Origin of the sequence: Psychrobacter sp. KCTC 72983 (assembly GCF_014280455.1) — a bacterium.
GTDB classification, from domain to species: domain Bacteria; phylum Pseudomonadota; class Gammaproteobacteria; order Pseudomonadales; family Moraxellaceae; genus Psychrobacter; species Psychrobacter pacificensis.
Genome location: NZ_CP060390.1, coordinates 1777967 through 1803226, shown reverse-complemented (window position 1 = coordinate 1803226; position 25260 = coordinate 1777967). Strand labels below are relative to the sequence as shown.

The window sequence follows — 25260 nt, the reverse complement described above, 5'->3', positions numbered from 1 at the left end:
ACAATAAAAAGGCCCTTTATGATAAAGGGCCTTTTATTAAACTTCAATCAGAACTGCCTTACATCGCCGGTAATGGTGGCGGTGTAGAAGTAGTCGTCTTAATGTCATTTTTTGACAAGTTGACTTCGTTATGCTGATAGACTCTTGGTGGACGCGGTTCTTCACCTGCTAGAATATCTTGCAGTTGGTCACGGTCGATGGTCTCCCAATTCATGAGCGCTTCAACCATTGCATGCATTTTATCTTGATTGGCTTCAATCAATTCGCGAGCGATATCGTACTGCTCTTCTAGCATACGGCGCACTTCTTCATCAACCTTTTGCTGCGTGGCTTCTGAAATCGTACGACCACCGCCGCCAAAGTATCCTTGCGAGCTGTCATCATCTTCATACACCATGATACCTAGTGCATCAGACATACCGTACTTGGTTACCATGGCGCGTGCCATTTTGGTTGCACGTTCAAAATCATTTGAAGCACCTGTTGACATCTGATTAATAAAGACTTCTTCAGCGATACGACCACCGAACAAAATCGCAATGTCGCTTAACATCTTAGATTTATACATGCTGGTTTGATCGTGCTCAGGCAGCTGCCAAGTAACACCAAGCGCAAAACCACGAGGCATGATAGTGACCTTATGCACCGGATCTGTACCTGGCAGTAGTTCAGCTACTAGCGCATGACCCGCTTCGTGATACGCGGTCGCACGGCGCTCTTCTTCGCGTATCACCATAGATTTGCGCTCAGGACCCATGTATAACTTATCTTTTGCATCTTCAAAATCATTCATGTCGACACTGGTCTTGTTACGACGCGCGGCAAACAAGGCTGCTTCGTTTACAAGGTTAGCAAGCTGTGCACCACTGAACCCTGGCGTACCACGAGCAAGAGAACCTGCATCGACACTGATGGTGTTCGGCAACTTTCTTAAGTGTACTTTCAAGATTTGCTCACGGCCTTTGATATCTGGCAAGCCCACTTGAACCTGACGGTCAAAACGACCTGGACGCAATAATGCTTTATCAAGCACGTCAGCACGGTTGGTTGCAGCAATAACGATAACACCTTCATTGCCTTCAAAACCATCCATCTCAACCAATAATTGGTTCAATGTCTGCTCACGCTCGTCGTTACCGCCGCCCATGCCAGAGCCACGATGACGACCGACTGCATCAATCTCATCAATAAAGATAATACAAGGGGCGCTCTTTTTCGCCTGCTCAAACATGTCGCGTACACGTGATGCACCTACACCAACGAACATCTCAACAAAGTCAGAACCTGAAATTGAGAAGAACGGTACTTTAGCTTCACCAGCAATGGCTCTTGCTAGCAATGTCTTACCCGTACCCGGTGGACCTACCATTAAGATACCACGAGGAATCGTTGCACCAAGTTTGGTAAATTTATCCGGATCACGTAAAAAGTCAACCACTTCAACGACTTCTTCTTTGGCTTCTTCACAACCAGCCACATCTTCGAAGTTCACCTTGATTTGGTCTTCCGTCAGCATTTTGGCTTTTGACTTACCAAAACTCATTGGGCCGCCGCCTTTACCGCCTGCACCGCCCTGCATATTACGCATAAAGAATAAAAACAGACCAATAATCAGTAAAATTGGGAAACTGGCTATCAGTAGTTGCATCAATACGCTTTGGCGCTTTGGTGCGGTCCCTTGGACTTCGACTTGGTTCTCACGTAGCATTGGCATCAACTGGTCATCTGACACAGCCGGTCTAATGGTCTCAAAAGATGAGCCATTTTTCTTTTCGCCGGTGATCTGTTCGCCGTCAATTTCGACACTGGCTACTTGGTTTTCTGACACAGCGGTCACAAACTCAGAGTAGTTAAGGTTATCTGGCTCAGAGGATTGATCAAAGCCGCTAAACACCAGCACTAAAACGCCGATTACCACCAGCCACAATAAGGTATTTTTTACCATGTCGCTCACTAGTTATTCCCATCCCTTACTTATTGGTGTGTTTACTAAACACGTGACGTCTATAAACGTATTGCTCATTTTTAACGAGTATCCCGATAATAAAAAGCTGCTAAATTAAACTTATATGATTTACAGGTAGCATAAAAATTGTTTTTATAAATAATCAGTATGAGATAAACATAGATATACGATCATTGAGCTTGTAAAACGCTTATTATCAGACGACTTTGCCTAAAACGTATGCTAAAAACAAAGGTAATATACCATGATATATGGTGCTAACCCGCATAATTCAAGCAGGTTTCACGATTATTCAGTTAATGAATGTAGCGCTTTTTATACGACCATAATGATAGTTTATGGTGACTGATTAACTCGCTTACAATAGCAACAACTCATTGATGTTAAAACTATTTAATCGCCACCCAAAACATCTCTTTTGAGCGCGGACGTGACGCACCTGGTTTTATACTACGAATCTTACTAAAATCCTGCTGCATCTGCTTGCGTAATTCTTGTGTACCTTCACCCTGAAACACTTTCATAATAAGTGCGCCACCTTTTGGTAAGGTTGATAAAGCAAAGTCCACTGCCAGCTCGCATAAGTACATCATACGCGGCTGATCGATAGCGCTATTCCCCGCCGTATTGGGTGCCATATCAGACAATACCACGTCGACTTGCTTATCGCCTACTTCTGCCATAATGGCGTCAAATACTTCAGCTTCACGAAAATCACCTTGAATAAAGGTAACATTAGGCAAAGCATCCATCGCCAGAATATCAGAAGCAATCAAGATACCGTCGTCACCAACCAACTGCCCCGCTACTTGAGACCAACTGCCAGGCGCACTACCCAAATCTACAACCGTCATGCCTTTTTTAATCAGGTTGGTTTTTTCGTTAATCTCTAATAATTTATAAGCGGCACGGGCACGGTAGCCATCTTTTTGAGCCTTTTGTACATAATGATCGTCAATGTGTTCTTTCATCCAAGCACTGCTGCTCTTTGATAGTTTTTTGTTTTCGATACGCGTGGCCAAAATACCTGCTCCTATTGCTTTACTAAATCTAGCTGCTTTAATTGCGCTATCACTTACAAACTGATACTAATCCGTTGCGGATTATTCTAAATACGGTGTTAATCAGATTTTTTATTCATGGTTGGTCGCAAACTGACCAAATTCTATTGGTTAAATAACTGTTTTATAAGGCAGTAGCGTTTATAATGTACCAAACATTCAGTTTAACATTTTCGTCACGTAAAATCGTGCAAAATCCTGCTGATCTCATGCAAGATGGTCACAGATTATCTATAATGATCCATAACTGTTTTTGACAGTACCATTTTTATTTTTATCAACACCTAGGAATTCTATGCAACTCGATAACGCTACCATCAAACGTCTAAAAGGCATCGGTCACGAGCTAAAGCCTATCGTTATGATCGGCAACAAGGGTATTACCCCAACCATTACCGAAGAGATTGATCGCGCCCTAACAGATCATGAGCTTATCAAAGTAAAACTGCCTGCTGGCACCAAAGAAGAGCGCGACATCGTTGGCGCTGAACTTGCTAAAGCAGCTAATGCGTCTTTGGTCCATTCTATTGGACGTATGGCATTATTGCTACGCCAAAACCCAAATGCCAACCCTAAACTGTCTAACCTAGCACGTCACGCGCAGTAATATGTCATGACAAGCTTTGCTTGAATAACAGTAGGCCGCATCAGCTTAAATAATGACGGTAACTATAAAAGCCGCGATGCATCTTGCTCGCGGCTTTTGTCTTGTCTGCTGGTTTTGGATCTGCTTAGTGTGTCGTATCAGCCTAGGGCATATCCCTATTTAAAAATGGTGATAAACGTTTGAATTCGGGGTGCACCCTAGTTATTCCGTTTAATCTTTTACCATTAATTTTTAAAAGTATTATAGAGTTTGATAAATAATGAACCAATTTTTTAATCTTGTTATAGCCGCCGAGACGCTAGAAAAAGACGCACAGCAACTGGACGTGACGGTAGAAGCATTACAGCGTATTTGTGTCAAGGTGAACGCTAAGATCGTTCGACAGCCAGTATTACAATTACAGTTAACCTATCAAATTACTTTACCCAGTCAAATATTAGCCAATCAATTGGTTTGGCCAACTTGGCAGCAAACCCGAGTAGGATTTGCTGATTATCTGTGGGAAGAGACTTGCCTTGAATGCTTTATCACGGGTGACACTCTAAGTGATGAGGCTGCTACTGAGATTCAAGACGCTGAACCTTACATTGAGATTAATGCCAACCCTGATGGCCGCTATGCACTCTATAATTTTAAAAGCTATCGTCAACCTGCCACATTGCCACCAGCACCTTTATACGAGACTGATGGACACACACGTGCCTCTATTGAGTGGACGGATAATATAAATACACAGGACATAATACAGAAATCGTTGTTTGACAAATCACCAGCAGCGTATTCCATTCATCGCTTCGAGCGAGGCTTTAACGTTCCTCTGGTCGAACTTCCTAATCAAAAATACGCCATTGCAAATACGATTATTGAGCAGATACATCCTTGTGTTATTTTACAGCTCGGTAAGACCGCTTTATATTTTGCCTCTCAGCACGCCTCCCCGCCTGATTTCCATAATCGCCACTATTGGCCAAAATTTGCACTTTGATTTACTTTTATGATCTGCACTCACTTAGATACAGTTATTATTAGATATCATTATTTAAAGCACAAAAAAAAAACCCAGCAATGTCATAAAGAGCATTACTGAGTTTGGAGAAAACTTTTAATTCGTTTAACTGATACTTATTTGTCAGCCATCGCAAGGTAGATACCACGGTCTGATGCATCATCAACATACTGCGAATCACGCCATGTGGTATAGCTGTAAGTACCGCTATATGGGCTGATGCTGTTTTGACGGAAATCAGATACCCAGTCATTGCCATCAAAAATCTGGATATGACCATGTGGACGGCTTGAGGTGCGGTTATAGACAACGACGTCACCAACTTGAGGTTCCATATCGTTACTAATTTTGGTAAAGCCTGCTTGGGCTAGTGTGCCACGAGAGGCATATTGATAAGCTGAAGGATTAGGCGTAAATTTGTAACCTGCTGACTGTAGCGCTTTACGTACATAGCGAGCACAGTAGCCAGAACTTCTAGATAGTGCAACTCGTGAGGCATTTGCTGCTGCGATAGCAGGAGCAGAATTGCGATCAGGAACACGACTTGCTTGCTGTTGACGCTGCTCATATGACAAACGGCTAGTGAGTGAGGCAAGCTGATATTCTTTTTGCTTAGCATGAGCGCTTAAATTGTCAATGGCTTGACTGATCTCATCGTTGCTATATACATGAGCACCACTGTTAGTGCTGTAGATGTTGCGACTAGAACCATAGTTCGCAGAAGTAGAGATATTTGTGATGGTATGATTCAAGGTATTATTTGGTTGAAAGGTTGTTTCGGCAGCACCACTCGTCTGTGCGATACCCATTCCCAATACTGACAAAATTAATAAAGCTTGTTTCATAAATTTACTACCTATTGTTAATACAAGTCTGCTCGTCATCCGTGACGAAACATCAATTAATTTAGAGGATATAATCATTAAAAAACATGATAAAATCCTTATCACAACAGCTCGTTCTTTTATAGTGACTAACACCAGTATCACCACCCGTTTAGTCAACTACCTCATAAAATTTTGCTATATATCGCTTTTAGCATGTCTATTCTACATATCGAGTTTGTCACCTAATAGATGAGTCATCACGATGTCAAAAAAACAGCCTAATCGGCTTGCCCAGCTTATAGATCATCAAGCCTTTGCTGGTAGCGCGCTACCTCAACCTCTTGCTAATAACATGCGGCTATATATAGAAGCGACCAATGAGGTAAAAGAGCTGCTGGTAGACTGTCTACCTGAGGAAATCCTCAATACTTGTTGGGTCGTAGGTTTAACCTCTGAGCAGTTAATACTCAGTGTGGGTTCGATGACAGCTGCTAATCATATTCGCTATTTACAGAATGCGTATTTGCAAGTATTAACAGAGCAGTCAATTACATTTAAACAACTCAAGCAAATTCGCGTTGTAGTAGCTAAAACATTTGCTGATAATTATTCATCTAGACAATCATCAGCGTTATTAGCAACCTTGCCCAAACCTAGTAAAGCCAATGAAAATCAGGCTCTTAGCCAAAACACAAAACGGACTATATCACAGGCTGCAGAGCATGTCACCACTGATGAAAATCTAAAAAAAGCCCTCCTACGCCTAGCAAATCATTAAAAATACAGATATTACAATGTAAAGTTATGTAAATAAAACCATAAAGTGAGATTGGTAACGCTGCTTTTTTGTAATGTCTTAAACAAAAAAAATCATCTATTGATGCTATTCAATTTATGAATAGCATCAATAGATGATTTGGAAATCACCTACAGCTTTTACGCACTCTGCCTTAGAATAAAATTCACAAAATGCTATAGACTATATATTTAAAATATTGCATATTATATAAATGTAATTATAGCGTTGCTATGTAATATTGCGTAAATGTTTCGATACTTCGTGTATATTCCTGTATTTATCCTTCAACTGCTAAACCATTTAGTGGTGAATATTCGATCGGGCATGTTACATTGTCATCAAAAGTTACAATTTCAAAGTTATTTTTATCAGAGAGTATTTCACGCACTAACAAATTATTTAATGCGTGACCAGATTTGTAGGCATTGAAACGACCGACGATAGGATAACCAATCAGATATAAATCCCCGAGCGCATCTAAAATTTTATGGCGAACAAATTCATCATTAAAGCGTAGGCCTTCTTCGTTAAGAATATTGGCATCATCGATGACGATGGCATTTTCCATACTGCCGCCCAAGGCCAGATTATTCTGACGCAATTGTTCTATGTCACGCAAAAAGCCAAAAGTACGTGCTTCGCTTAGCTGCTCAATAAAGTTTTGGGTCGAGAATTGCAGTTGAGCATGTTGAAAATTTTTGTCGATGGCAGGGTGATCAAAGTCAATCTCAAAATTCAATTCAAATCCATCGTAAGGGCGTAGCTCTGCCCATTTATCATCTACTTTGACGCGTACTGGTCGTACAATCTTAATGAATTTCTTTAAAGCATCTTGTTCACAGAATCCTGCATCAAGTAGCAAAGCAACAAAAGGAGCGGCACTACCATCCATAATCGGTATTTCTGAAGCAGAAACACGAATCAATAGATTATCTACCCCAAGCCCAGCGATCGCACTTAGCAAATGCTCAACCGTACCTACACGCGTACCACCAAATACTAAGTTTGATGACATCATGGTGTCTTGCACCAAAAAAGCACTTGCTGGAATAGGCTCGCTGCCTACAATATCAGAGCGCTCGAAAACAATACCAGTATCAACCGGCTGTGGATGAAACTCCAAGTCAACAGGCTGACCACTATGGAGACCAGTACCTGTAACGGCTATCGCTGTCTTTATGGTTCTTTGGTTCATGGCTGTCTTCTCACATATTTTGTTACAATTGACATAGTGTACCACTACCTTCCCCATATCCGCTACAAATAAAAAGAGTTAATTTCCTTATCTCTTTGATTGATAACACTTATCGTCATTATCTCATCATATATTTTCACAGTTTTATGCCCTATTGAACGCTTCGAAACACTAGATTCTGGATATATTTTTTCGATTAGAAACATTTTGCGATACTCCTGATTTTGTTACTCTCCTTTTATAGGCCAGTCTTTTGTAGACACAAAAAAGCCAGCGTTTGAGCGCTGGCTTTTTTTTAATTTAATACTAAAAAACTATTTGTTCTGTTGACGCTTCAGATAGTCTTGGATGCTATTGGTTTTAGTTTTTGTCTGCTCTTGAGGCGCGCTTGGACGTGCAGTATTAACGTTATCTTGATGCAGTTGAGCTTGTGATTTCTTCTGACTATTTAATGCACTGGTATGTACATTAGGATCAACGGGTTGTGTACTATTGACAGAAGGAACAGGTTGCTCAACCACTTCTGGCTCTTGCCCTGCGTTTTCATCTAAGGTCAGACCTGTTGCAATAACCGTTACATGCAAGTCATCACCCATTTTTTCATCGATTACAGAGCCGTAGAAAATATGAGCATCGTCGATGTCTGTGATTTCTTCGACGATTTCACTGATTTTGCTCATCTCATCGAGTGATAACGACTCAGAGGATATAACGTTGACCAACAGGCCTTTGGCGTTTTCTAAGCGTAAATCATCAAGTAGTGGCGATCTGATGGCTTTTTCTGTGGCTTGACGAGCACGATCATCACCGCTGGCGCGGCCAATTCCCATCATAGCGTGACCTTTGGCTGTCATCGCGGTGCGAATATCGTTAAAGTCAATATTGATCATACCTTCGCTAGCGATAGTCTCTGCAATACCTTGAACCGCATGTAGCAAAACATCGTCCGCTTTTTTGAAAGCGTCTTGCATAGAGATGTTGCCGTATACGCTCATAAGCTTGTCGTTTGGAATCGTGATAATCGAGTCCACGAAATTGGTCAACTGCTCGATACCTGCTTTCGCAGCTTTAATACGTTTGCCACCTTCAAATTTAAATGGTGTGGTCACAACCGCAACCGTCAATACCTCCATTTCTTTGGCAATACGTGCAACCACGGGTGCTGCGCCTGTACCTGTACCACCACCCATACCAGCAGTGATAAATACCATATCTGAGTGTTCAAGCAATGCACGGATAGCTTCTTCTTCGCTTTCTGCTGCTTCACGACCAACTTCTGGATTTGCACCTGCACCTAGACCACGGTTCGTTTTTGCACCAAGTTGTAGTTTGTGCGGTGCAGTCAGACGATCTAGCGCTTGCTTATCTGTATTAGCACAGACGAACGTTACACCTCTAATCCCTTGTTGTACCATATGTTCAACCGCATTACCGCCGCCGCCGCCAACACCGAATACAGTGAAGCTCGCTTGGCCGTTATTTTGAAGCTGGTTATCATCTGGCATGGTGTATTTTGACATAAAAAAGATTCTCCAGTTGCAGATAGCGTGTAGGTCGATACGTAGTAACGCACTCATATGGCGCGCTATCGACATACTATATATAAATGTATTTAAATAAAACAGGGCTATGGATCAAATAGTTCAGCGCGGACCATAATAGGTCATCATCGCTTAAGGTATTACTGTTACTGCTTAGCGCATTACTTTCAATATGACTTCAATTTTTACTTACTTTATTTAAGAGCATCCTACAAAAGCGCTTATGCTCTAAATGTTTGGTAAGTATGTCTATAGTATTTTTTTCAACACATCAGCAAAACGTTTGCCTGCGCTTTGAAAGACCCCTGTGACTCGATTTTTTTGAATCGTATCAGGTTCGCTTTTTTCACTGCGGCGAAACTGCTCACTTTGACTATATAATAGTGTGCCAAAAGCTGTTTGGTAAGCCCGGTCATTGACCTGACTATTAAGCTGTTTAAATGACTCATCGTTATCAAAATGATTGTAAGCACTAATAGCAGGATGCGTATTGGTCAATACCACTGGCATTTTGAGCAGCCGTTTAGCAAACGGTATCATTCCTTTAATCGTACTACCGCCGCCTGTCAGCACGATACCTTTGTCAATATAGCCTATTAAACCTGCTTCATGCAGTTGACGAGCGACTTCAGTGAATATCTGCACATAACGCGCTTCAATGATACGTGCTAAATTATAGATACCGATGTTGATTTCATCGCTCGATCCTTGCGGTTTAAACAAAAAGAATGAGCTTGGGTCAACACTATTGGCATCAGCCGTACCATGAGACTTTTTAAGTTTCTCAGCTTCAATCATTGATATACCAAAATCAGCTGAAATATCCATTGTCACTTCATGGCTGCCAGTAGCAATACAATGCGTAAAAATCAATTTATTTTCTTTGTAAACACAAATACTGGTCGTACTGGCACCGATATCTACCAAGCAAACCCCTTGCTGACGCTCTTCAGTCATTAAACTATATTCAGCACTGGTCACTGCATCAAATACGATATGGTCAATACCGACATCGCAGCTTTGTAGTAGTTTTTGAATGTTTTGGCGGCTAGCGACAGGCATCATCATCATGTGATACATCACAGTGATATTATGTGCCATCATCTCAATCACATCGTCGACCATAAAGTCTTGATCATCAACATAGATACCTTGCTGGCAGCAATGCATGAGATAGTAATCGGATGGCAGATCGCGCGACTTGGCATTAGACAAGGCCTGTACCATATCTTTGGCACGTACGAACTCGTCCTCAACCCTCACCTCTCCAGCACTGTTTTTACTAGATAGCTCAGGTGTTGCGAGCGTCAACCACACGCTATGCACGCGGCAATTGGCAGTATCCTCTGCTTCTTGGATGGCTTGCTTGATAGCACCTTGTAGGCGTTCACGATGCTTAATTTGGCCTTGATAAAAATCGCTATTTTTAACTTGCCCTACGCCTAAGATACGAATGTCTTTTGCAGAGACAACATTGCCAATTACGACATACACTGCCGTGGCACTTAGATGGACAACAACCAAATTTTCGTTATATTTCATGGTAGCAGACAAATTATTACTAAATAGGAGCGCAAATAACGCCATCCTATTGAATCATTAAAAAAAGCGCTGTTAATACGCTATGATGTTGTACATATATTATTCATTTTGGGCAAACAGTTTCGACTCAAGTCATCACTCATCAGTATTACTTTAATTATTTGGGCTCATCAACTGGCGGCGCTGACATATCCCAGGCAATCGTAAAACCATTCTTGTAGCGTAAGTCTACAGATTGCATCTCATCTCGGCGTCCGCTTAACTGATTACCAAGTAACTGGCTTAGATTCAGTAATTTTTGTGCGGTGTTCTCATTATCGACGATGACGCGCAAGCCATTGTCAAAACGAATGAGCCAAGTCATTCTTGGTGACAAAATAATGTCTTCAACCTGCATATCAAGTGGCGCATACCAATCATTGACTTGCTGCATTTGCTGCATAATGACTGGCGCTTGAGCCATTTCACCTTGCAGAGTAGCAAAGCGCTCTTGCGTCAAGTCGCTACTATCAGCAGGAACGAACACAGATCCTTTAGCATCAACCAAGCGCTCTGTCCCAAAATTAGCGACTGCTTGCTTAGGTAGTGCAGTAACTACAATGCCGCGTTGCCAGTCTCGAGAGATGCTCACTTGATCAACCCATGCAAGGCTTGTCGTAATATCTCTCAATGCTTGCAAATCAGAAGTAAAAAAACTGCTGACCTTTTGCTGATCCATCACTGTCTGCAATGAGTTGTATTGAGCGGTAGAGAGCCCTTGATTGCTGATATGAATCTCAGCAGGCGGTGCATCACGTAACGCTTTACCACCCATTATCAATATTAGTACCAATAATCCTAATACCAATATCATAAAAAGATATCGGGCCGAGGTTGGTAATTGGAGTTTGGATGCTGGGCGACCGGCTTTATCACTCATCAAGTCAGTTACCTCGTTGACAGTTTGAGCCATAACGACCTTTGTCCCTATATTTGCATAAAACTGATCATGCTAATTATTGATGTAAATCTGCAAGTTTTTGCAGAAGCTTATTAAAGCAATATATTATCAAAGACTGTCAATAAAAAGACTGATAGTCAGCGATTATTCTTATTTAAACGTAACATTTTTCTTAGGTTATGAATAACTTATAGGTTATTCCTACAAAAAACGTAAATATTACTAAAACAAAGCTATTCTTACAATATTAACGTATTTTATAGGCAAACAATAGCGTAACGCTCACTAGTAGCCTTGAATTTACACAAGTTTACATGAAGCTATGTTATAGCAGCTCTAGTGATACATTGACGGCTTTTTTGGCTAAAATCGCCATGCTACAAAAGTGATAAAGCTGAGAAATTATAAATCTCTATATAATTTATCATTGCCCATGCTTTAACGTAGCTCATTTACTCAATATGGTTGTCATCAGACTCATTGCTAAAAAATCGTGATAAATATGATGAGCGCTACATCAAAAAATTAGACTGTCTGCGATAATATGTGCCAGCACAATGTGTCAAAATCCATGCCTCTAGCTTTGGCTGCCATTGGTACCAAACTATGACTGGTCATACCGGGCACGGTATTGATCTCAAGCAACCAAAAATTCCCTGCTTCATCCTGCATGGCGTCAATACGTCCCCAACCTTTTGCATCTACAGCACGGAATGCCGCCAGACTTAACTCTTGCAGATGCTTCTCATCAGCAGCGCTCAATCCGCAAGGAATATAGTAGCTGGTATCGTTACGATTATACTTGGCCTCAAAGTCATAGAAATTGGTGATATCAGCAGGCTCAAGTCGAATGACAGGATAAGCCTCATCATCGATAATCACGATCGTAAACTCACGTCCAGTAATCCAGCGCTCAGCCATCACCGCGTCGCCACATTGTACGGCAGTAGCATAGGCCGCAGGCAATTCATCGAGATGATTGACCTTGGTCATGCCAATACTTGAGCCTTCATGAACGGGCTTGATGATAAGCGGCAGTCCTAGCATATTGACCACTTGCTGCCAGTCGGTATCAGCCGTCAATAATGAAAACGGTGCTGTGGATAAGCCGCAACCTTGCCAAAGTTGTTTGGTACGCACTTTGTCCATACCTAATGCTGATGCCAAAATGCCAGATCCCGTTTGCGGTATATCAAACCACTGTAATACACCTTGCAATAGACCGTCTTCGCCGCCACGACCGTGCAAGACATTAAACACGCGATCGTAATCACGTAATTCTGTGATGTCTTGATGCTTAGGATCAAAATGAGTGGCGTCGACACCTTGGTTTTGCAGTGCCTGCAATACAGCCGCACCGCTATCCAAAGACACGCTGCGCTCATTGCTGCTACCACCATAGATCACAGCGACCCTGCCGAACTGACTCGCGTCTGTGACATGACTAGTTGGTGCACTGATAGACGTCTCGTTGTCTATATTATTTGACTCACCGCTCGCCTCACTCTTATTTTTTTCTGCTTGGGCATCCGCGACTAACGCTGGCTCTGGATTGGTAATTGCTTGGCTTTTTTGCTCTGGATTATCTTTACTATTCGTTGTCATGAAGATGGTTCCTAAATTTTAGCTTACTTGATGTAAAGGTTATTGGCTGCCAAATCAATAGCGATATGCCCCACATTACCCGCGCCTTGCGTGATAAGCATGTCATTGGCTTTTAATAAACGCTGCATCACAGGGGCAAGATTGTCTTTGTCAATAATCGTCGGTTCAACTTCACCGCGCAGACGGATACTACGCGCTAATGACTTGGTATCAGCGCCTAAAATCGGGCTTTCACCTGCTGAATATACATCCAATAGTAGCAGCTCATCAACACTTGATAGCACTTCGACAAAATCGTCATAGCAATCACGGGTACGGCTATAACGATGCGGTTGAAATAACATCACTAAACGGCGATCAGGGAAGCTTTGGCGAGCGGCTTTGATGGTTGCGTCAACTTCTTTTGGATGATGACCGTAATCATCAATCAATAAGACATTGCCATCATCGATATCGACTGAGGCATGCTGCTCAAATCGGCGGCCTACCCCTGCAAACTTCTGTAGGGCACGCTCAATCGCGGCATCATCGACACCTTCATCCGTTGCCATGGTGATAGCAGCCAGTGCATTATAGACATTATGTGTACCAGGTATGTTTAATGTCAGACGCAATGGCTTACGGTCACGGCGCAATACGGTAAAGTGCGTCTTGGTACCTTCTGCCACCAGATCGACAGCTTGTACGTCATTAAAAGGCTCAAGGCCAAAGGTCAATACTGGTCGACCAATATCATCAATCATCGCATACAGTTCAGGATCATCACCGCATACCACGGCCAACCCGTAAAACGGCATGTTTTGCAAAAACTGAATATAAGCAGCTTTTAACTTATCGAAGCTGTTCTCATAGGTTTCCATGTGATCTTGATCGATATTGGTCACAATTGCTGCCATTGGGCGCAGTGATAAAAAAGACGCATCGGACTCATCCGCTTCTGCTACCAAGAAACGGCTGTTGCCTAGTGCTGCATTTTTACCTGAGGCATTTAGCTTACCACCAATCACATAGGTAGGATCCAATTGCCCCTCTGCCATCATGGTGGTGAGCAAACTGGTCGTCGTGGTCTTACCATGAGCGCCTGCAACCGCGATACCATGACGATAGCGCATCAACTCGCCAAGCATATCGGCGCGGCGTACGACTGGTAGGCGAGCTTCAAGCGCAGCTTTTACCTCAGGATTGCTACGATCAATCGCTGATGACACGACGATCACGTCAGCGTTGGCAATATTTTTGGAATCATGACCAATCGATATTTTGATACCAATCTGCTGTAGACGCTTCGTCACCAGGCTTTCTGCAATGTCAGAACCACTGACTTGATAACCTTGATTGTTCATTACCTCAGCGATTCCGCACATGCCTGAGCCACCAATACCAATAAAATGCAAATGCTGAATACGGCGCATTTCTGGTATTTCAATCAAACGCTTAGGAAGGGCTTTGGCAGAGGTAGACATAAAATTTTCTCTTTATTAAGGGATAATAAAAATTAAAGGACAGTAAAATATGATCAGTAAAAAATAACGAGTGGCAAAAGCCGAAACTATAAGGCTTGCCAAATAATATCAGCCACTTGTTTACTCGCACTGCGATTGGCAAGCGCATGACCTTTTTTGGCCATTTCAAGGCATTTCTCTCGATTGAGTACGCTAAGCTCATCGCTTAAACGTTTGGCCGTTAGCTCTGACTGTGGCAATAAAACCGCAGCAGCATGCGAGGTCAATGTGCGCGCATTGGCGGTTTGATGATCATCAACCGCATGTGGTAGCGGTACAAAAATAGCAGCAATACCGACATTTTGGATTTCAGTCACTGTCAATGCACCAGCGCGGCAAACGATAATATCTGCCCAGTTGTAGGCCGCCGCCATATCATCGATAAAGGGCTGCACTGTGAACTGATGCTTGCTTAAATCTTGCTCACTATAAGCCGCCTGAGTGGCTGCTTCGTTATTGCGTCCGCATTGATGGAGGACTTCAAAGGGCTGGTCTAGCAAAGCCAGTGCTTTTGGCACGGTCTCATTCAATACCTGAGCACCAAGCGAGCCACCCACGACCAGCAGTTTAAGCGGTGAGCTATCATTGATATCATAACGCACCTTTGGCTCTGCGACACCAGTGATGGCGTTACGCACAGGATTGCCAACTGTTTCAAGCTTGGCATCTTGTTCACTATTGGCAAAAGTGTTCTCGAATGCTTGTAATACTTTGGTAGACAGCTTAGACAGATAACGATTGCTCATGCCAGCGATGGCATTTTGTTCATGGATAACCAGCGGTGTATTGGTCAGACGTGCAGCAAGTCCACCAGGCGCACTCACATAGCCACCAAAACCAACGACCACGTCAATCTGATTGCTGCGAATCACTTTCACCGCAGCCATCGTCGCTGACAATAACGTTACTGGCAGCTTAACTAAACGACCCACGCCCTTACCGCGCAGCCCCTGCATATTGATGGCATGAAAAGGATAACCCGTCGGTTCAACCAAACCATTTTCCATACCATTTGGCGTTCCAAGCCAATGAATAACCGCACCGCGACCGGTCAGCTCGTCACTGACTGCAAGCGCGGGAAAAACATGTCCGCCCGTCCCAGCTGCCATCATCAATATGTGCGGTGTTTTCATGGAGATCTGCCTATCTGTACTTTACTTATATGAAGGATTTGTCCTACTACTATGATGCCATTTACTAAAAAAATGACACGGTAAAAGCCCGCATAGTATAGAGGAAATCATTGTCTTATATACAGTACTTTATGCAGTAGAAATAACAAAAAACCAAGCCATGAGCTGGCATGACTTGGCGTCATTTACTACTGACACACGACCATACAAGGCAATGATAAACGAGGTATTAAGACGTACTTTCTTTAATGGACATCTGTCTTCGACTGTCTAAAACTATACCGTAAATTTATTTTCGATTGCCATGATAAAGTCGGTCGCGATATCGGTACCGCACTGATCATCAATCTCACGTACGCACGTTGGGCTGGTGACATTAATCTCAGTAATACGCCCACCGATCAAGTCCAAACCCACGAACATCAGACCTTTTTCTTTGACAATCGGCGCCACAACTTCTGCCACTTGACGCTCAATATCGGTTAATGGCATGGCCACACCGCGACCACCTGCGGCAAGATTGCCACGGGTCTCGCCTTTGCTTGGGATACGCGCCAAGCTATAGTCGACCACCACGCCATCTACAATAAGTACGCGTTTATCACCTGCTTTAATCTCTGGCAAATAACGCTGCGCCATGATTGGTAAAGTCTCAAGCTCAGTCAGCACCTCAATCGTCACGCCAATATTTGGACTATCAGCAGTCAGACGGAAGATACCCGTACCGCCCATACCATCTAGCGGTTTAACGATGACATCTTGATGCTCAGCGATAAACTTGCGAATGTGATCCTGTTTGCTGGTCACAATCGTTGGGCTCATATACTCACTAAACCACGTCGCAAATAATTTCTCATTACAATCACGGATGGCTTGCGGATCGTTGACCACGAGCACGCCTGCGGCTTTGGCATGATCAAGCATATAAGTGGCATAAATAAAGCGCATATCAAACGGTGGGTCTTTGCGCATCAAAATCACGTCATAGTCAGCAACTGAGCCTGTCGTTTTATCACCCAGTGTATAAAAATCTGCAGGATCACGCTTCACCGTAAGCGGCTGAGTATCGACCATTAATTGTCCACGATCCAACCACAAGTCATGAATCTGACAGTAACCAAGCTGATGACCACGGTCTTGAGCGGCCCACATCATAGCGAGACTGGTGTCTTTTTTATAATTGACCCGCTCGATAGGATCCATAATGACGAGTATTTTTAGCGATTTTTCTTGGTTTTGTTGGCTCATTGTTTGACTCATGGTAAGGCTCACTTACGTTATATTATTAGTATAAAACAGGCTCAGTGCCTAACTATACACCGTACTGCTCACGGTAATGTTGCATTTTGGCTAACTGGGTTGCGTCTTTATGTTGGCCGTTTTGTGCACCATGGTCATCTGCCAGATAACTGATTAAATCGTCAATATCAACCAATGCCCGTACTGGCACTGCTAATGTGGCAGCAAGCTCTTGAATAGCAGAGTGCTCAGCTTGGCCTTTTTCTTTGCGATCAAGCGCGACGATAATACCCGCAACGCTTGCTCCTGCTTGCTCTAAAATCTCGACCACTTCACGCATCGCTGTACCTGCTGTGATGACATCGTCAAGCACCCATACGGCCTTGCCATGCACATCAGCGCCGACCAAATTGCCCCCTTCACCGTGGGTTTTGGCTTCTTTACGATTGTAACCCCATTTTGCATTGATGCCATGATGTAGCCATAACGCTTGTGCGGTCGCTGCGACAAAAGGAATACCTTTATAAGCCGCACCAAAGATGACTAGCTCTTGCTCATTACCGTCATTATTTGCCGCAACTATCTGTTCGGCTAAGGCATCTGCATAACCACGTGCTAGCAGTGATAACATCTCACCCGTTGCAAGCAGACCTGCATTAAAAAAATATGGACTGATACGACCAGACTTGAGGACAAATTCGCCGAATTTAAGTACTTGGTTATCTAAAGCCAGTTGAATAAATTGATGAGATGAAAACGTTGGGTCTTGCGGGCGCGATACGTGAGACATGATGACATTCCTATGGGCAAAAAGAGGGGCGAAAAAATTTGCATTATTGTACGCATTATTGATCAGCTTGACCAACCGTTGATCTCGTAATCCTGCATATTGGCATAGCGAGTCAACAAACCACTACGCGACGAGATATTAAAATAACTCTGTCCATCTGCCCGCACTTGTATCTCCCAGCCTAAATGATACGCAGCAACAATGATGTGACCAGCAAATATCCGGATCTGACGATATGCGTGGCGCTGCGTAGGCTCACAGACAAACTGACTGAGCAAATAACTACGTACGTGCTGGCAAATTTGCGCGGCACTATAGCTATGGTTGATACTTTTACGAGTACTACATTGCTTTAGCGCATGGACAGCAGCGCTACAGGCCATAATATCTGTCGCCAAACTGCCCTCGCCTGTCTCAAATTGCTGCGGTTGCAAAATCACTTGCCAATCATCGGCATACAGGCTACTCAGCAGTTCATCAGGATTATAGCGTTTGATCAATGCGCGCAGAGAGGCTAAAGACTCGTTGACTTTGTCATTGTTATTTGGCTCAGCCATCTCGTCGCTATCAGCAGAGCCAAACCCATAACGATTGAGTTTTGGATAGGTACGAATCGCCTGCTGGATATCTGACATATCTAATAATGTCATCTTTGATAATGGCGATAATAAGGGCTGATCGCTATGATTTTGATAAAAGCTATCAGGCAACTCAACAAGCTGTGCCGCCTTGAGTAACGATAGATGCTCCGCCAAGGCTTCTGAAGCAATCAGCGACCATTTTGATAAGCTGGCCTCGGTAGGCTGATAAAAACGCGTCGAATTACCATAAAGCCGGCGCAGCTGACCATCTAGGCGACGAGCAGGCTCAGGAATATCACTCAATGGTCTGGCAGGATCAAGGGGGGATCGTTTGGGATCAAAGTTCGGATGTACGATCGCAGGTTGCTGTGAATCAGCTAGCATAGAAGACTGCCCAGCATCGCCTTTTGTGAGCTTGCTACCTTCTGCTGCCAGACTAGCATGAGACAAACGGTCATCAGAAGTAAACGGCTGAGTCATGAAATCTCCATAAACTATCACATATAAAACGAACAAAAACGTTCAAACCGAACAATGATCTTAACGCTAAAAACTACGCTTGATGGTCTAAAATATCACGATAGCCTGTTTGCCAATCAGCATACTCAAGCCAAGCTAACGGAATGTTGCTATGTAAACGCTTTCCTGTCGCTGATGTCTTTTTGTCATCGATAGTAGGCGCAGCTTCACCGATTTGTTCACTCAACCAAACGCCAAGCTCAAAGGTGGTTACAGGCCTGTAGTCTGTCGCAAGATAGAGTGGCTTTGGTGTTTCTGTCGTCAACACATTGGCAATGATAGTGACCAAGTCGCGATCCATAATACGATTGCTCCAATGCTCGGCGGCTACTGGCTCTTTTTGTGGCTCGCGCGCTTTACGCACGCGCATAAGGCGCTCACGTCCATAAATGCCGCTAGGACGAATGATGATGGCTTTATCACCAAAGCTTTGTTGCAGTGCTTGTTCGGCTTGCAATATAACCTTTGATGCGTCACGCTCAGGCGTCATAGGTTCAGTATGCTCATCGATCCATTCGCCATTGTCTTGACCGTAAACACCAGTAGAAGAGATAAACACGACGCGCTCAAGGTTCGCCAGATTAGCAGAAAGCGTTGCCAAATGTTGGCTAATCGCCAAGTAGCTGTCATGATAACCGCTGGTCGAATACTCATCAGGGGTGACGATAATCGCAATATGGGTAAATGGTTGCAGCTGCTCGGTCGTCAGAGTCAGCGCATCAGCCTGCAAAAAATTGGCGCTACCCACTAATGCATAGTGATCACGCTCACTACGAGCCAGCCCTGTCACCGAAAAGCCGTCTTGTGCCAGCTTATTGGTAACAGGCAAGCCGATATCCCCTTGCCCGATAATGAGTATATTTGGTGTATTCATAAAGCATCTTTCCTTTTATACCACTTATACCACTTATACCACTTATACAACGATTACAGCGCTAAGAGATAACTCTATAGTCAATCAATATTAAAAGTGGTACAAGGCAGACGAGTGCAAGTACTACAGTAGTAGGCTAAACGAGTCTAACGCTGTAACACTTTAATAGTGGTTCGACTATACTTAAAAATACCGTCTGTATGACAGCTGTATATCCTCATTCGCATCGACGCGCTCTTGCCAGTCGTAGCTGGCATTGATCCGTAACGCTTGTTTTTTATCAATGTCGTATTGCAGCCCAAGGCTTGAGATGGGTTGCCAATAATGACCACGGACGTTGGACTCATCGCTGCTGCCATGATACCAATATGGTAATTGCAATTCAGCTTGCACGCGTAACTGATTGTTAATCTGATAACGACAGCCGGCATTGACACCTGCCCCTACCCGAAAGCCTTTATTAATACCGCGCCCTGCTTGTGCTGACCCGGCCAAAAACGTATAGCATAGTTGCGGCGGCATCTGACCCGTACCACTGCTTGGCGTACCAAATGCCCACGACCAGCCCGTCTCATAACCCACACTACCCACCAGATGATCTCGCCCGCCCTCTTGTGAGCCATCATTCACTCGCGTCGCCTCAATGCTTGCACCCCACGTTTTGCCTTTTTTGCCAGCATTGATAGGATTAAAAGAGCGTCCACGAATCAAAGTCGCATTTTGCAAGACCACGCTGTCTGGTTGATTGGGCTTATCATCATCTGTGTCATATAGACGTAAGGTCGCAGCTACCCCTTCTAAATTAAAAAACTGTGAATACCCTGACGCGTGGTCAAGCGTATCATGAAACCCTGCTCTAAACCCAATATCGATATAGTCATTGTCACCGCGCTGACCGATAGCTATCACTCCCAACTGTAGTGGATGCCTATCTATTGGGTTATTATCCGATACCTCGATTTGACGTTTGCGTAACCGTTGTCCATCATCTGATAGGCTTGATACAGGATTAAGCTGTGCCGATTTTATCTCATTTAAGGTTTGCTTGGCGCTGTTATGATAACCCAACTGCGCGCGTTGTTGCTTAACGTCATTAAGCTGAGCTTGACGCAACGTATTGTCGGCCGGTGTATAAGTGGCATTTGCCAAAAGGTTTTGACTGTTTAATAACTGAATGACATCAGAGGGCACGACCACATAAGCCAGTTGCTTCAATAAATTCTGCTGAGGACGAATAACGTCGATCAGGCGCAGAATCTCAGAAGCACAATTATCCGTGGTGAAGTAATATGGCATTTTTAGCGACTTGGTCTCCCAAACATGGCGCATAATCTGCTGTACTTCACTAGATGTCAGATTCAACTGATACGTCCACGTATCACGCTCATCGTCTTGTAGATATTTTGCGAGCTTTTGGGGATAAGGATCAATCTCGATGGCGCTGTCATAACTGCCAATCATGGATTTGGTCGCATAGATTGGAAAGCTATCGTTTGGATCACCGTCCACCGTATAATTGAGCGCATACGCCTGACTGATTTGATTGGGATCTGCTACGCTCGATTTTGAATCAATGCGCAATAACGTATGACCAAAGGCAGAGAGTGGATTGTCCAAATACTCCTCAGCAAACACAATAGATAACTGCTCAGGCGCCAATGTCGCCATCCAGTCATCCAGCTCTGGACACTCATTTGTCAGACTCGCATCATCGATAGCTAACTTTTCTTTTAGCCATGCCACTCGTGCTGGGAAACGGCACAGAACGGAATTATTATTTGCTTGAGTTTTTATATGAATGTTTGCTTGGTTATTACCAGTTGTCTGCGATGTGAATTCTTTTGCCAGTGCGACTAGTGTCGCGTCTAATTCTGCGGCTGAATCCTGCTGACCGTTATCACTCAAAAAAAAGCGTGGATCATCGACCAGACTCTCCGTTTTCTTTTTAGAAAACATACTGCTTTGGTCATCGTAAAAATACAATAAGCGTCGCCATGTTGTATGCTGTGCTAGATTGTCAGTTTTTGCCTGTCTACGCCATGTTGCCAATAACTGCTCTGTCGCCATATCTGACCCAGACGCAGTATTATTTTGAGTATTGTCTCCAGTATCACTGAGGTTAGATGTTTCGATGCGAACAGCATCTTCAGCGTCACGAGGTGACGTACTATCTGATAATTCAGATGAGAGCGCTCCTTCGGTGACCAATAAAGGCGTCGGTAAAAATGCCTGCGTGTTTGCAGAAAACAATAGCGCCGCTATCGCCATTGGCAGTCGCGCTCGCTGACCAATGGTTATTAGAGTATAAGCTCCAGACGTAGACATCGGTTTTATAGACATGAGGCAGGCTCTCACACGTTATTATTTATACGCTATTCGCGCTGTGAAGGTTTATTCTGCTAGAGACTCAAATGATATAAGCAAGCTGCGACCATCTAACTACTTTGATAGACTTTCTATCACAACATCACCAATACTGTTATAAAAAGAGAGCTTTATGCCCGATTCATCATTATCTACATTGCCAATGACAATCACAGGTGGTTTGCTGTCAGCCGCTACTTGGCTGGCCTCACCAAACTATAATATCAGGCCAGAAGGTCTAAGTATTGATGCCATCATTATTCATAATATTAGCCTACCACCCAATGAGTTTGGTGCGTGCGACTCTAGCGGCACGCATTATGTAAAAGCATTATTCACTAATCAATTAGATTGGGATGCGCACCCTTATTTTCAGACAATCAAAGGCGCAGAAGTGTCAGCGCACCTGTTTATTGAGCGTGACGGGGCTATCACTCAGTTTGTCAATTTTAACGAACGCGCTTGGCACGCTGGACGCTCTAGCTACTTAGGCCGACCTGAATGTAATGATTATAGCATTGGCATTGAGCTTGAAGGGTCAGATTTTGTGTCCTTCACTTCCGCTCAATATGAGAAGCTCGCAGCGGTAATCGCGGCTATTTATGAAGCGTACCCGAAAACGCAGCGACATTTGACAGGGCACAGTGATATTGCGCCAGGGCGTAAGACGGATCCTGGTGATTATTTTGAATGGGCAAGGTTGCGGGAGCTAGTTGCAGGGTTATTACGAAATAACTCCTTATCACTGCAAAAATGATTTCCACATCCAATCCATTTATCTCCGTGATGAAAGTGCTATAATTCGTCAGTTTTTTTGCAACAGCAAATCAGCACACTAGCTCTTACACAACCCTGTACACAACTTAGCAAGATAGGTTCTCATGGCAAAAAGTCGGTTATTTCGTTCAACCATGGTGGTCAGCAGTATGACCATGTTATCGCGTATTTTAGGTTTGGTACGCGATGTCGTATTGCTAGGGGTTTTCGGGGCTGGCGGTTTGATGGACGCCTTTTTGGTCGCCTTCAAAATCCCAAACTTTTTGCGACGACTGTTTGCTGAAGGGGCGTTTAGCCAAGCATTCGTTCCTGTGCTGTCCGAGTACAAGGAAAAGTACAGCTTACAGCAAGTACAGATTTTAGTCAGTCGCACCTCGGGCGCACTCTTGCTGGTGTTGTCGATGCTGACCGTTGTTGTTATCTTAATCGCGCCTTGGGTAGTGACGTTGTTTGCCCCCGGGTTTGCCGATCAACCTGACAAATTTGCCATTACCGCTGAATTACTCCGCCTTACCTTCCCTTATTTGCTGTTTATTTCTATGACGGCTTTTGCCAGTGGTATTTTGCAAAGTTATGGCCGTTTTGCTGCGCCCGCCTTTGCCCCAGTCCTATTGAATTTATGTATGATTGGTGGTGCGCTGATTTTGGCGCCGATGTTTGATACGCCTATTATGGCGCTTGGCTATGCCGTGGCGATCGCAGGACTATTGCAATTCTTAATACAACTGCCTCAGCTATGGCAACAAAAACTACTGGTCGCGCCCAAGATTGACTTTCAGCACGAGGGCGTTCGCCGCATTCTAAAATTAATGCTGCCTGCTATCTTTGGTGTGTCTGTCACTCAGATTAACTTATTGCTGAACACCGTTTTTGCCTCATTGATGATTGGTGGTTCGGTGTCTTGGCTCTACGCAGCTGAGCGTATGAGCGAGCTACCACTAGGGCTGATTGGTGTAGCGATTGGTACGGTCATATTACCAAGTCTGTCAAAAAGTGAAGCGCAAAAAGACGATGTTAGTTTCAAAAAGACCATCGACTGGGCCGCGCGCCTTATCATTTTGGTCGGTGTGCCTGCCTCGGCTGCGCTCTTTGTACTCGCAGATGTGCTGATGCAAGCCCTGTTCTTACGTGGTGAGTTCACCCTTCGTGATGCCCAGATGAGTGCGCTGGCATTGCGTAGTATGGCAGGTGGTATCTTAGGATTCATGCTGATCAAGATCTTTGCCCCTGCATTTTTTGCGCGTCAAGACACCAGAACACCTGTCAAAATCGGCATCATTTCTGTTATTGCCAACATGGTATTTAGTGTCATTTTTATCGGGATATTCTATTTCTTAGAAATGCCATTACATGGTGGCTTAGCCTTGGCAACGACGGGCGCAGCGTTCGTAAACGCAGGCTTGCTCTATTACTTCTTACACAAGCGCGATATTTTCCGTTTTGGCCCCCATTGGAACAAACTATTCACACAGTTTGCCATTTCAACTGGCTCCATGATCGGCGTACTTTATCTCATGTTACCCTACTTCCCTACTGATGAAGCCCAGTGGCAACGCATCATCGCACTCGTGATTATGTGTGTCGCCGGAGCGCTCGTTTATGGCGTGGTATTGCTAGCGACAGGTGTCCGTCCTCGCCAGCTCAAACACGGATAAGCCAAAGTAGATATAGGCATGAGCTTGGCTTACGAAACCAAAACAAGCCTATCATCAGAATTGACAATGCTTGCCACCAATCGTTGTCATAATGACCTATTAATGAATAACTGACATTTGAGGTTTGATATGACAACGAAACAGCCACTCTTCCAGCGCTTACCGCTTCTCCTTGCAACAGGTGTACTCGGTACTGGACTACTGCTGAGCGGTTGCAGCAACAATGAGTCTGCAGACACTGAAACTGCTACCAACAATGAAGAAGTTGCAGCTGTCGTTGATACTTCAGAAGAAGACACAGCAGATAGCACAAGTGAAACGACTCAAGTCACAGATGATACTGAGAATACAACGACCGTTGATAATGACAATATCAATCCAGTCACTGCTCCGATTAACCAAAAAAGCCTAGTGACCAATCCAACTCAAGCGGGTACGCCAGAGGACACGGTCAAAAAAGCACTAAATAGCTTGTATTATGGTGATGTGAAGGATGCAGTAGGCTACTATCAAGTAGATATGGCAAATTTTGAGCAAGAGCTTGCCAACACTCAATCGGCGTTTCAACAAACGGTCGATGGCGTGACGATTACTGATACAACGTACAATGATGACAAAACGCGTGCCACCATCACTGGCGAGTTGATGCTCAAAGGACAAAGCGACCCTGCACCATTGACCTATCAACTACAGAAAATAGATGGTCAATGGAAAATCTTGGGTTAAGGCATTTTGCT

General features: G+C 43.9%; 21 protein-coding genes. 6 read left to right on the top strand and 15 right to left on the bottom strand.

Annotated features, from left to right (window positions below; all coding sequences use genetic code 11):
* Window positions 1-58: 58 nt before the first annotated feature.
* Both ftsH and PSBA01_RS07710 read right to left on the bottom strand, forming a co-directional pair.
* Window positions 59-1954: an ATP-dependent zinc metalloprotease FtsH gene (gene ftsH, locus PSBA01_RS07715; protein WP_058024584.1), complete on the bottom strand. Its 1896-nt coding sequence runs from the start codon at window positions 1952-1954 to the stop codon at window positions 59-61.
* Between the two features lie 401 nt (window positions 1955-2355).
* Entirely contained in the window at window positions 2356-2988 is a 633-nt protein-coding gene (locus tag PSBA01_RS07710) for an RlmE family RNA methyltransferase (RefSeq protein ID WP_186473720.1), read from the bottom strand.
* Between the two features lie 334 nt (window positions 2989-3322).
* Here PSBA01_RS07710 and PSBA01_RS07705 point away from each other — a divergent pair, with 334 nt between their 5' ends.
* Together PSBA01_RS07705 and PSBA01_RS07700 are read left to right on the top strand one after the other, a co-directional pair.
* Window positions 3323-3634, top strand: a complete 312-nt coding sequence (locus tag PSBA01_RS07705) for a YhbY family RNA-binding protein (RefSeq protein ID WP_058024582.1) — start codon at window positions 3323-3325, stop codon at window positions 3632-3634.
* 259 nt (window positions 3635-3893) lie between these two features.
* Complete coding sequence (locus PSBA01_RS07700) at window positions 3894-4619, top strand: hypothetical protein (RefSeq protein WP_186473719.1); 726 nt, start codon at window positions 3894-3896, stop codon at window positions 4617-4619.
* Between the two features lie 137 nt (window positions 4620-4756).
* Here the strand turns inward: PSBA01_RS07700 and PSBA01_RS07695 are convergent, their stop codons facing one another.
* Window positions 4757-5485: a CHAP domain-containing protein gene (locus PSBA01_RS07695; protein WP_186473718.1), complete on the bottom strand. Its 729-nt coding sequence runs from the start codon at window positions 5483-5485 to the stop codon at window positions 4757-4759.
* Between the two features lie 244 nt (window positions 5486-5729).
* On the opposite strand from PSBA01_RS07695, the gene PSBA01_RS07690 reads away from it, so the two are divergent.
* Window positions 5730-6245, top strand: a complete 516-nt coding sequence (locus PSBA01_RS07690) for a hypothetical protein (protein ID WP_186473717.1) — start codon at window positions 5730-5732, stop codon at window positions 6243-6245.
* A 298-nt stretch (window positions 6246-6543) separates the two neighbouring features.
* On the opposite strand, the gene lpxC is transcribed toward PSBA01_RS07690, so the two are convergent.
* The 12 genes from lpxC to PSBA01_RS07630 form a co-directional block, all read right to left on the bottom strand.
* A complete protein-coding gene (gene lpxC, locus PSBA01_RS07685; protein ID WP_186473716.1) occupies window positions 6544-7461 on the bottom strand; it encodes a UDP-3-O-acyl-N-acetylglucosamine deacetylase in 918 nt (305 codons plus the stop codon).
* Between the two features lie 314 nt (window positions 7462-7775).
* Window positions 7776-8981 (bottom strand): cell division protein FtsZ, encoded by a 1206-nt coding sequence (gene ftsZ / locus PSBA01_RS07680; protein WP_186475482.1) that lies wholly within the window; start codon window positions 8979-8981, stop codon window positions 7776-7778.
* A gap of 270 nt (window positions 8982-9251) precedes the next feature.
* A complete protein-coding gene (ftsA, locus tag PSBA01_RS07675; protein ID WP_058024576.1) occupies window positions 9252-10589 on the bottom strand; it encodes a cell division protein FtsA in 1338 nt (445 codons plus the stop codon).
* A 112-nt stretch (window positions 10590-10701) separates the two neighbouring features.
* Window positions 10702-11496 carry a cell division protein FtsQ/DivIB gene (locus PSBA01_RS07670; protein WP_071003045.1) on the bottom strand — a complete coding sequence of 265 codons (795 nt, stop codon included), beginning with the start codon at window positions 11494-11496 and terminating at the stop codon, window positions 10702-10704.
* 513 nt (window positions 11497-12009) lie between these two features.
* Window positions 12010-13089, bottom strand: a complete 1080-nt coding sequence (locus tag PSBA01_RS07665; RefSeq protein ID WP_228724538.1) for a D-alanine--D-alanine ligase — start codon at window positions 13087-13089, stop codon at window positions 12010-12012.
* A 23-nt stretch (window positions 13090-13112) separates the two neighbouring features.
* The gene (gene murC, locus PSBA01_RS07660; protein ID WP_186473715.1) at window positions 13113-14552 is read right to left on the bottom strand and encodes a UDP-N-acetylmuramate--L-alanine ligase; all 1440 of its coding nucleotides are present in this window, start codon (window positions 14550-14552) and stop codon (window positions 13113-13115) included.
* An 86-nt stretch (window positions 14553-14638) separates the two neighbouring features.
* Complete coding sequence (gene murG, locus PSBA01_RS07655; protein ID WP_093069410.1) at window positions 14639-15724, bottom strand: undecaprenyldiphospho-muramoylpentapeptide beta-N-acetylglucosaminyltransferase; 1086 nt, start codon at window positions 15722-15724, stop codon at window positions 14639-14641.
* A 276-nt stretch (window positions 15725-16000) separates the two neighbouring features.
* Complete coding sequence (gshB, locus tag PSBA01_RS07650) at window positions 16001-16972, bottom strand: glutathione synthase (RefSeq protein WP_186475480.1); 972 nt, start codon at window positions 16970-16972, stop codon at window positions 16001-16003.
* A 64-nt stretch (window positions 16973-17036) separates the two neighbouring features.
* Window positions 17037-17753: an orotate phosphoribosyltransferase gene (pyrE, locus tag PSBA01_RS07645; RefSeq protein WP_186473714.1), complete on the bottom strand. Its 717-nt coding sequence runs from the start codon at window positions 17751-17753 to the stop codon at window positions 17037-17039.
* Window positions 17754-17815: 62 nt separating this feature from the next.
* Window positions 17816-18814: a hypothetical protein gene (locus tag PSBA01_RS07640; protein ID WP_186473713.1), complete on the bottom strand. Its 999-nt coding sequence runs from the start codon at window positions 18812-18814 to the stop codon at window positions 17816-17818.
* 73 nt (window positions 18815-18887) lie between these two features.
* Complete coding sequence (locus PSBA01_RS07635; RefSeq protein WP_186473712.1) at window positions 18888-19727, bottom strand: SDR family oxidoreductase; 840 nt, start codon at window positions 19725-19727, stop codon at window positions 18888-18890.
* A gap of 183 nt (window positions 19728-19910) precedes the next feature.
* The gene (locus tag PSBA01_RS07630) at window positions 19911-22067 is read right to left on the bottom strand and encodes a DUF4105 domain-containing protein (RefSeq protein ID WP_186473710.1); all 2157 of its coding nucleotides are present in this window, start codon (window positions 22065-22067) and stop codon (window positions 19911-19913) included.
* Between the two features lie 157 nt (window positions 22068-22224).
* Here PSBA01_RS07630 and ampD point away from each other — a divergent pair, with 157 nt between their 5' ends.
* The 3 genes from ampD (at window position 22225) to PSBA01_RS07615 (ending at window position 25249) form a co-directional block, all read left to right on the top strand.
* Complete coding sequence (ampD, locus tag PSBA01_RS07625) at window positions 22225-22848, top strand: 1,6-anhydro-N-acetylmuramyl-L-alanine amidase AmpD (RefSeq protein ID WP_186473708.1); 624 nt, start codon at window positions 22225-22227, stop codon at window positions 22846-22848.
* 124 nt (window positions 22849-22972) lie between these two features.
* Complete coding sequence (murJ, locus tag PSBA01_RS07620) at window positions 22973-24523, top strand: murein biosynthesis integral membrane protein MurJ (protein ID WP_186473706.1); 1551 nt, start codon at window positions 22973-22975, stop codon at window positions 24521-24523.
* A gap of 129 nt (window positions 24524-24652) precedes the next feature.
* Window positions 24653-25249 carry a hypothetical protein gene (locus PSBA01_RS07615; RefSeq protein WP_186473704.1) on the top strand — a complete coding sequence of 199 codons (597 nt, stop codon included), beginning with the start codon at window positions 24653-24655 and terminating at the stop codon, window positions 25247-25249.
* Window positions 25250-25260: the final 11 nt, after the last annotated feature.

Coding starts and splice junctions, on each gene's coding strand:
- pyrE (WP_186473714.1), bottom strand. CDS start 17,753: ATGTCTCACGTATCGCGCCCGCAAGACCCAACGTTTTCATCTCATCAA.
- PSBA01_RS07700 (WP_186473719.1), top strand. CDS start 3,894: ATGAACCAATTTTTTAATCTTGTTATAGCCGCCGAGACGCTAGAAAAA.
- murJ (WP_186473706.1), top strand. CDS start 22,973: ATGGCAAAAAGTCGGTTATTTCGTTCAACCATGGTGGTCAGCAGTATG.
- PSBA01_RS07615 (WP_186473704.1), top strand. CDS start 24,653: ATGACAACGAAACAGCCACTCTTCCAGCGCTTACCGCTTCTCCTTGCA.
- PSBA01_RS07640 (WP_186473713.1), bottom strand. CDS start 18,814: ATGACTCAGCCGTTTACTTCTGATGACCGTTTGTCTCATGCTAGTCTG.
- ampD (WP_186473708.1), top strand. CDS start 22,225: ATGCCCGATTCATCATTATCTACATTGCCAATGACAATCACAGGTGGT.
- gshB (WP_186475480.1), bottom strand. CDS start 16,972: ATGAGCCAACAAAACCAAGAAAAATCGCTAAAAATACTCGTCATTATG.
- murC (WP_186473715.1), bottom strand. CDS start 14,552: ATGTCTACCTCTGCCAAAGCCCTTCCTAAGCGTTTGATTGAAATACCA.
- PSBA01_RS07695 (WP_186473718.1), bottom strand. CDS start 5,485: ATGAAACAAGCTTTATTAATTTTGTCAGTATTGGGAATGGGTATCGCA.
- lpxC (WP_186473716.1), bottom strand. CDS start 7,461: ATGAACCAAAGAACCATAAAGACAGCGATAGCCGTTACAGGTACTGGT.
- PSBA01_RS07635 (WP_186473712.1), bottom strand. CDS start 19,727: ATGAATACACCAAATATACTCATTATCGGGCAAGGGGATATCGGCTTG.
- PSBA01_RS07690 (WP_186473717.1), top strand. CDS start 5,730: ATGTCAAAAAAACAGCCTAATCGGCTTGCCCAGCTTATAGATCATCAA.
- PSBA01_RS07665 (WP_228724538.1), bottom strand. CDS start 13,089: ATGACAACGAATAGTAAAGATAATCCAGAGCAAAAAAGCCAAGCAATT.
- PSBA01_RS07670 (WP_071003045.1), bottom strand. CDS start 11,496: ATGGCTCAAACTGTCAACGAGGTAACTGACTTGATGAGTGATAAAGCC.
- ftsZ (WP_186475482.1), bottom strand. CDS start 8,981: ATGTCAAAATACACCATGCCAGATGATAACCAGCTTCAAAATAACGGC.
- ftsA (WP_058024576.1), bottom strand. CDS start 10,589: ATGGCGTTATTTGCGCTCCTATTTAGTAATAATTTGTCTGCTACCATG.
- PSBA01_RS07705 (WP_058024582.1), top strand. CDS start 3,323: ATGCAACTCGATAACGCTACCATCAAACGTCTAAAAGGCATCGGTCAC.
- PSBA01_RS07630 (WP_186473710.1), bottom strand. CDS start 22,067: ATGTCTATAAAACCGATGTCTACGTCTGGAGCTTATACTCTAATAACC.
- murG (WP_093069410.1), bottom strand. CDS start 15,724: ATGAAAACACCGCACATATTGATGATGGCAGCTGGGACGGGCGGACAT.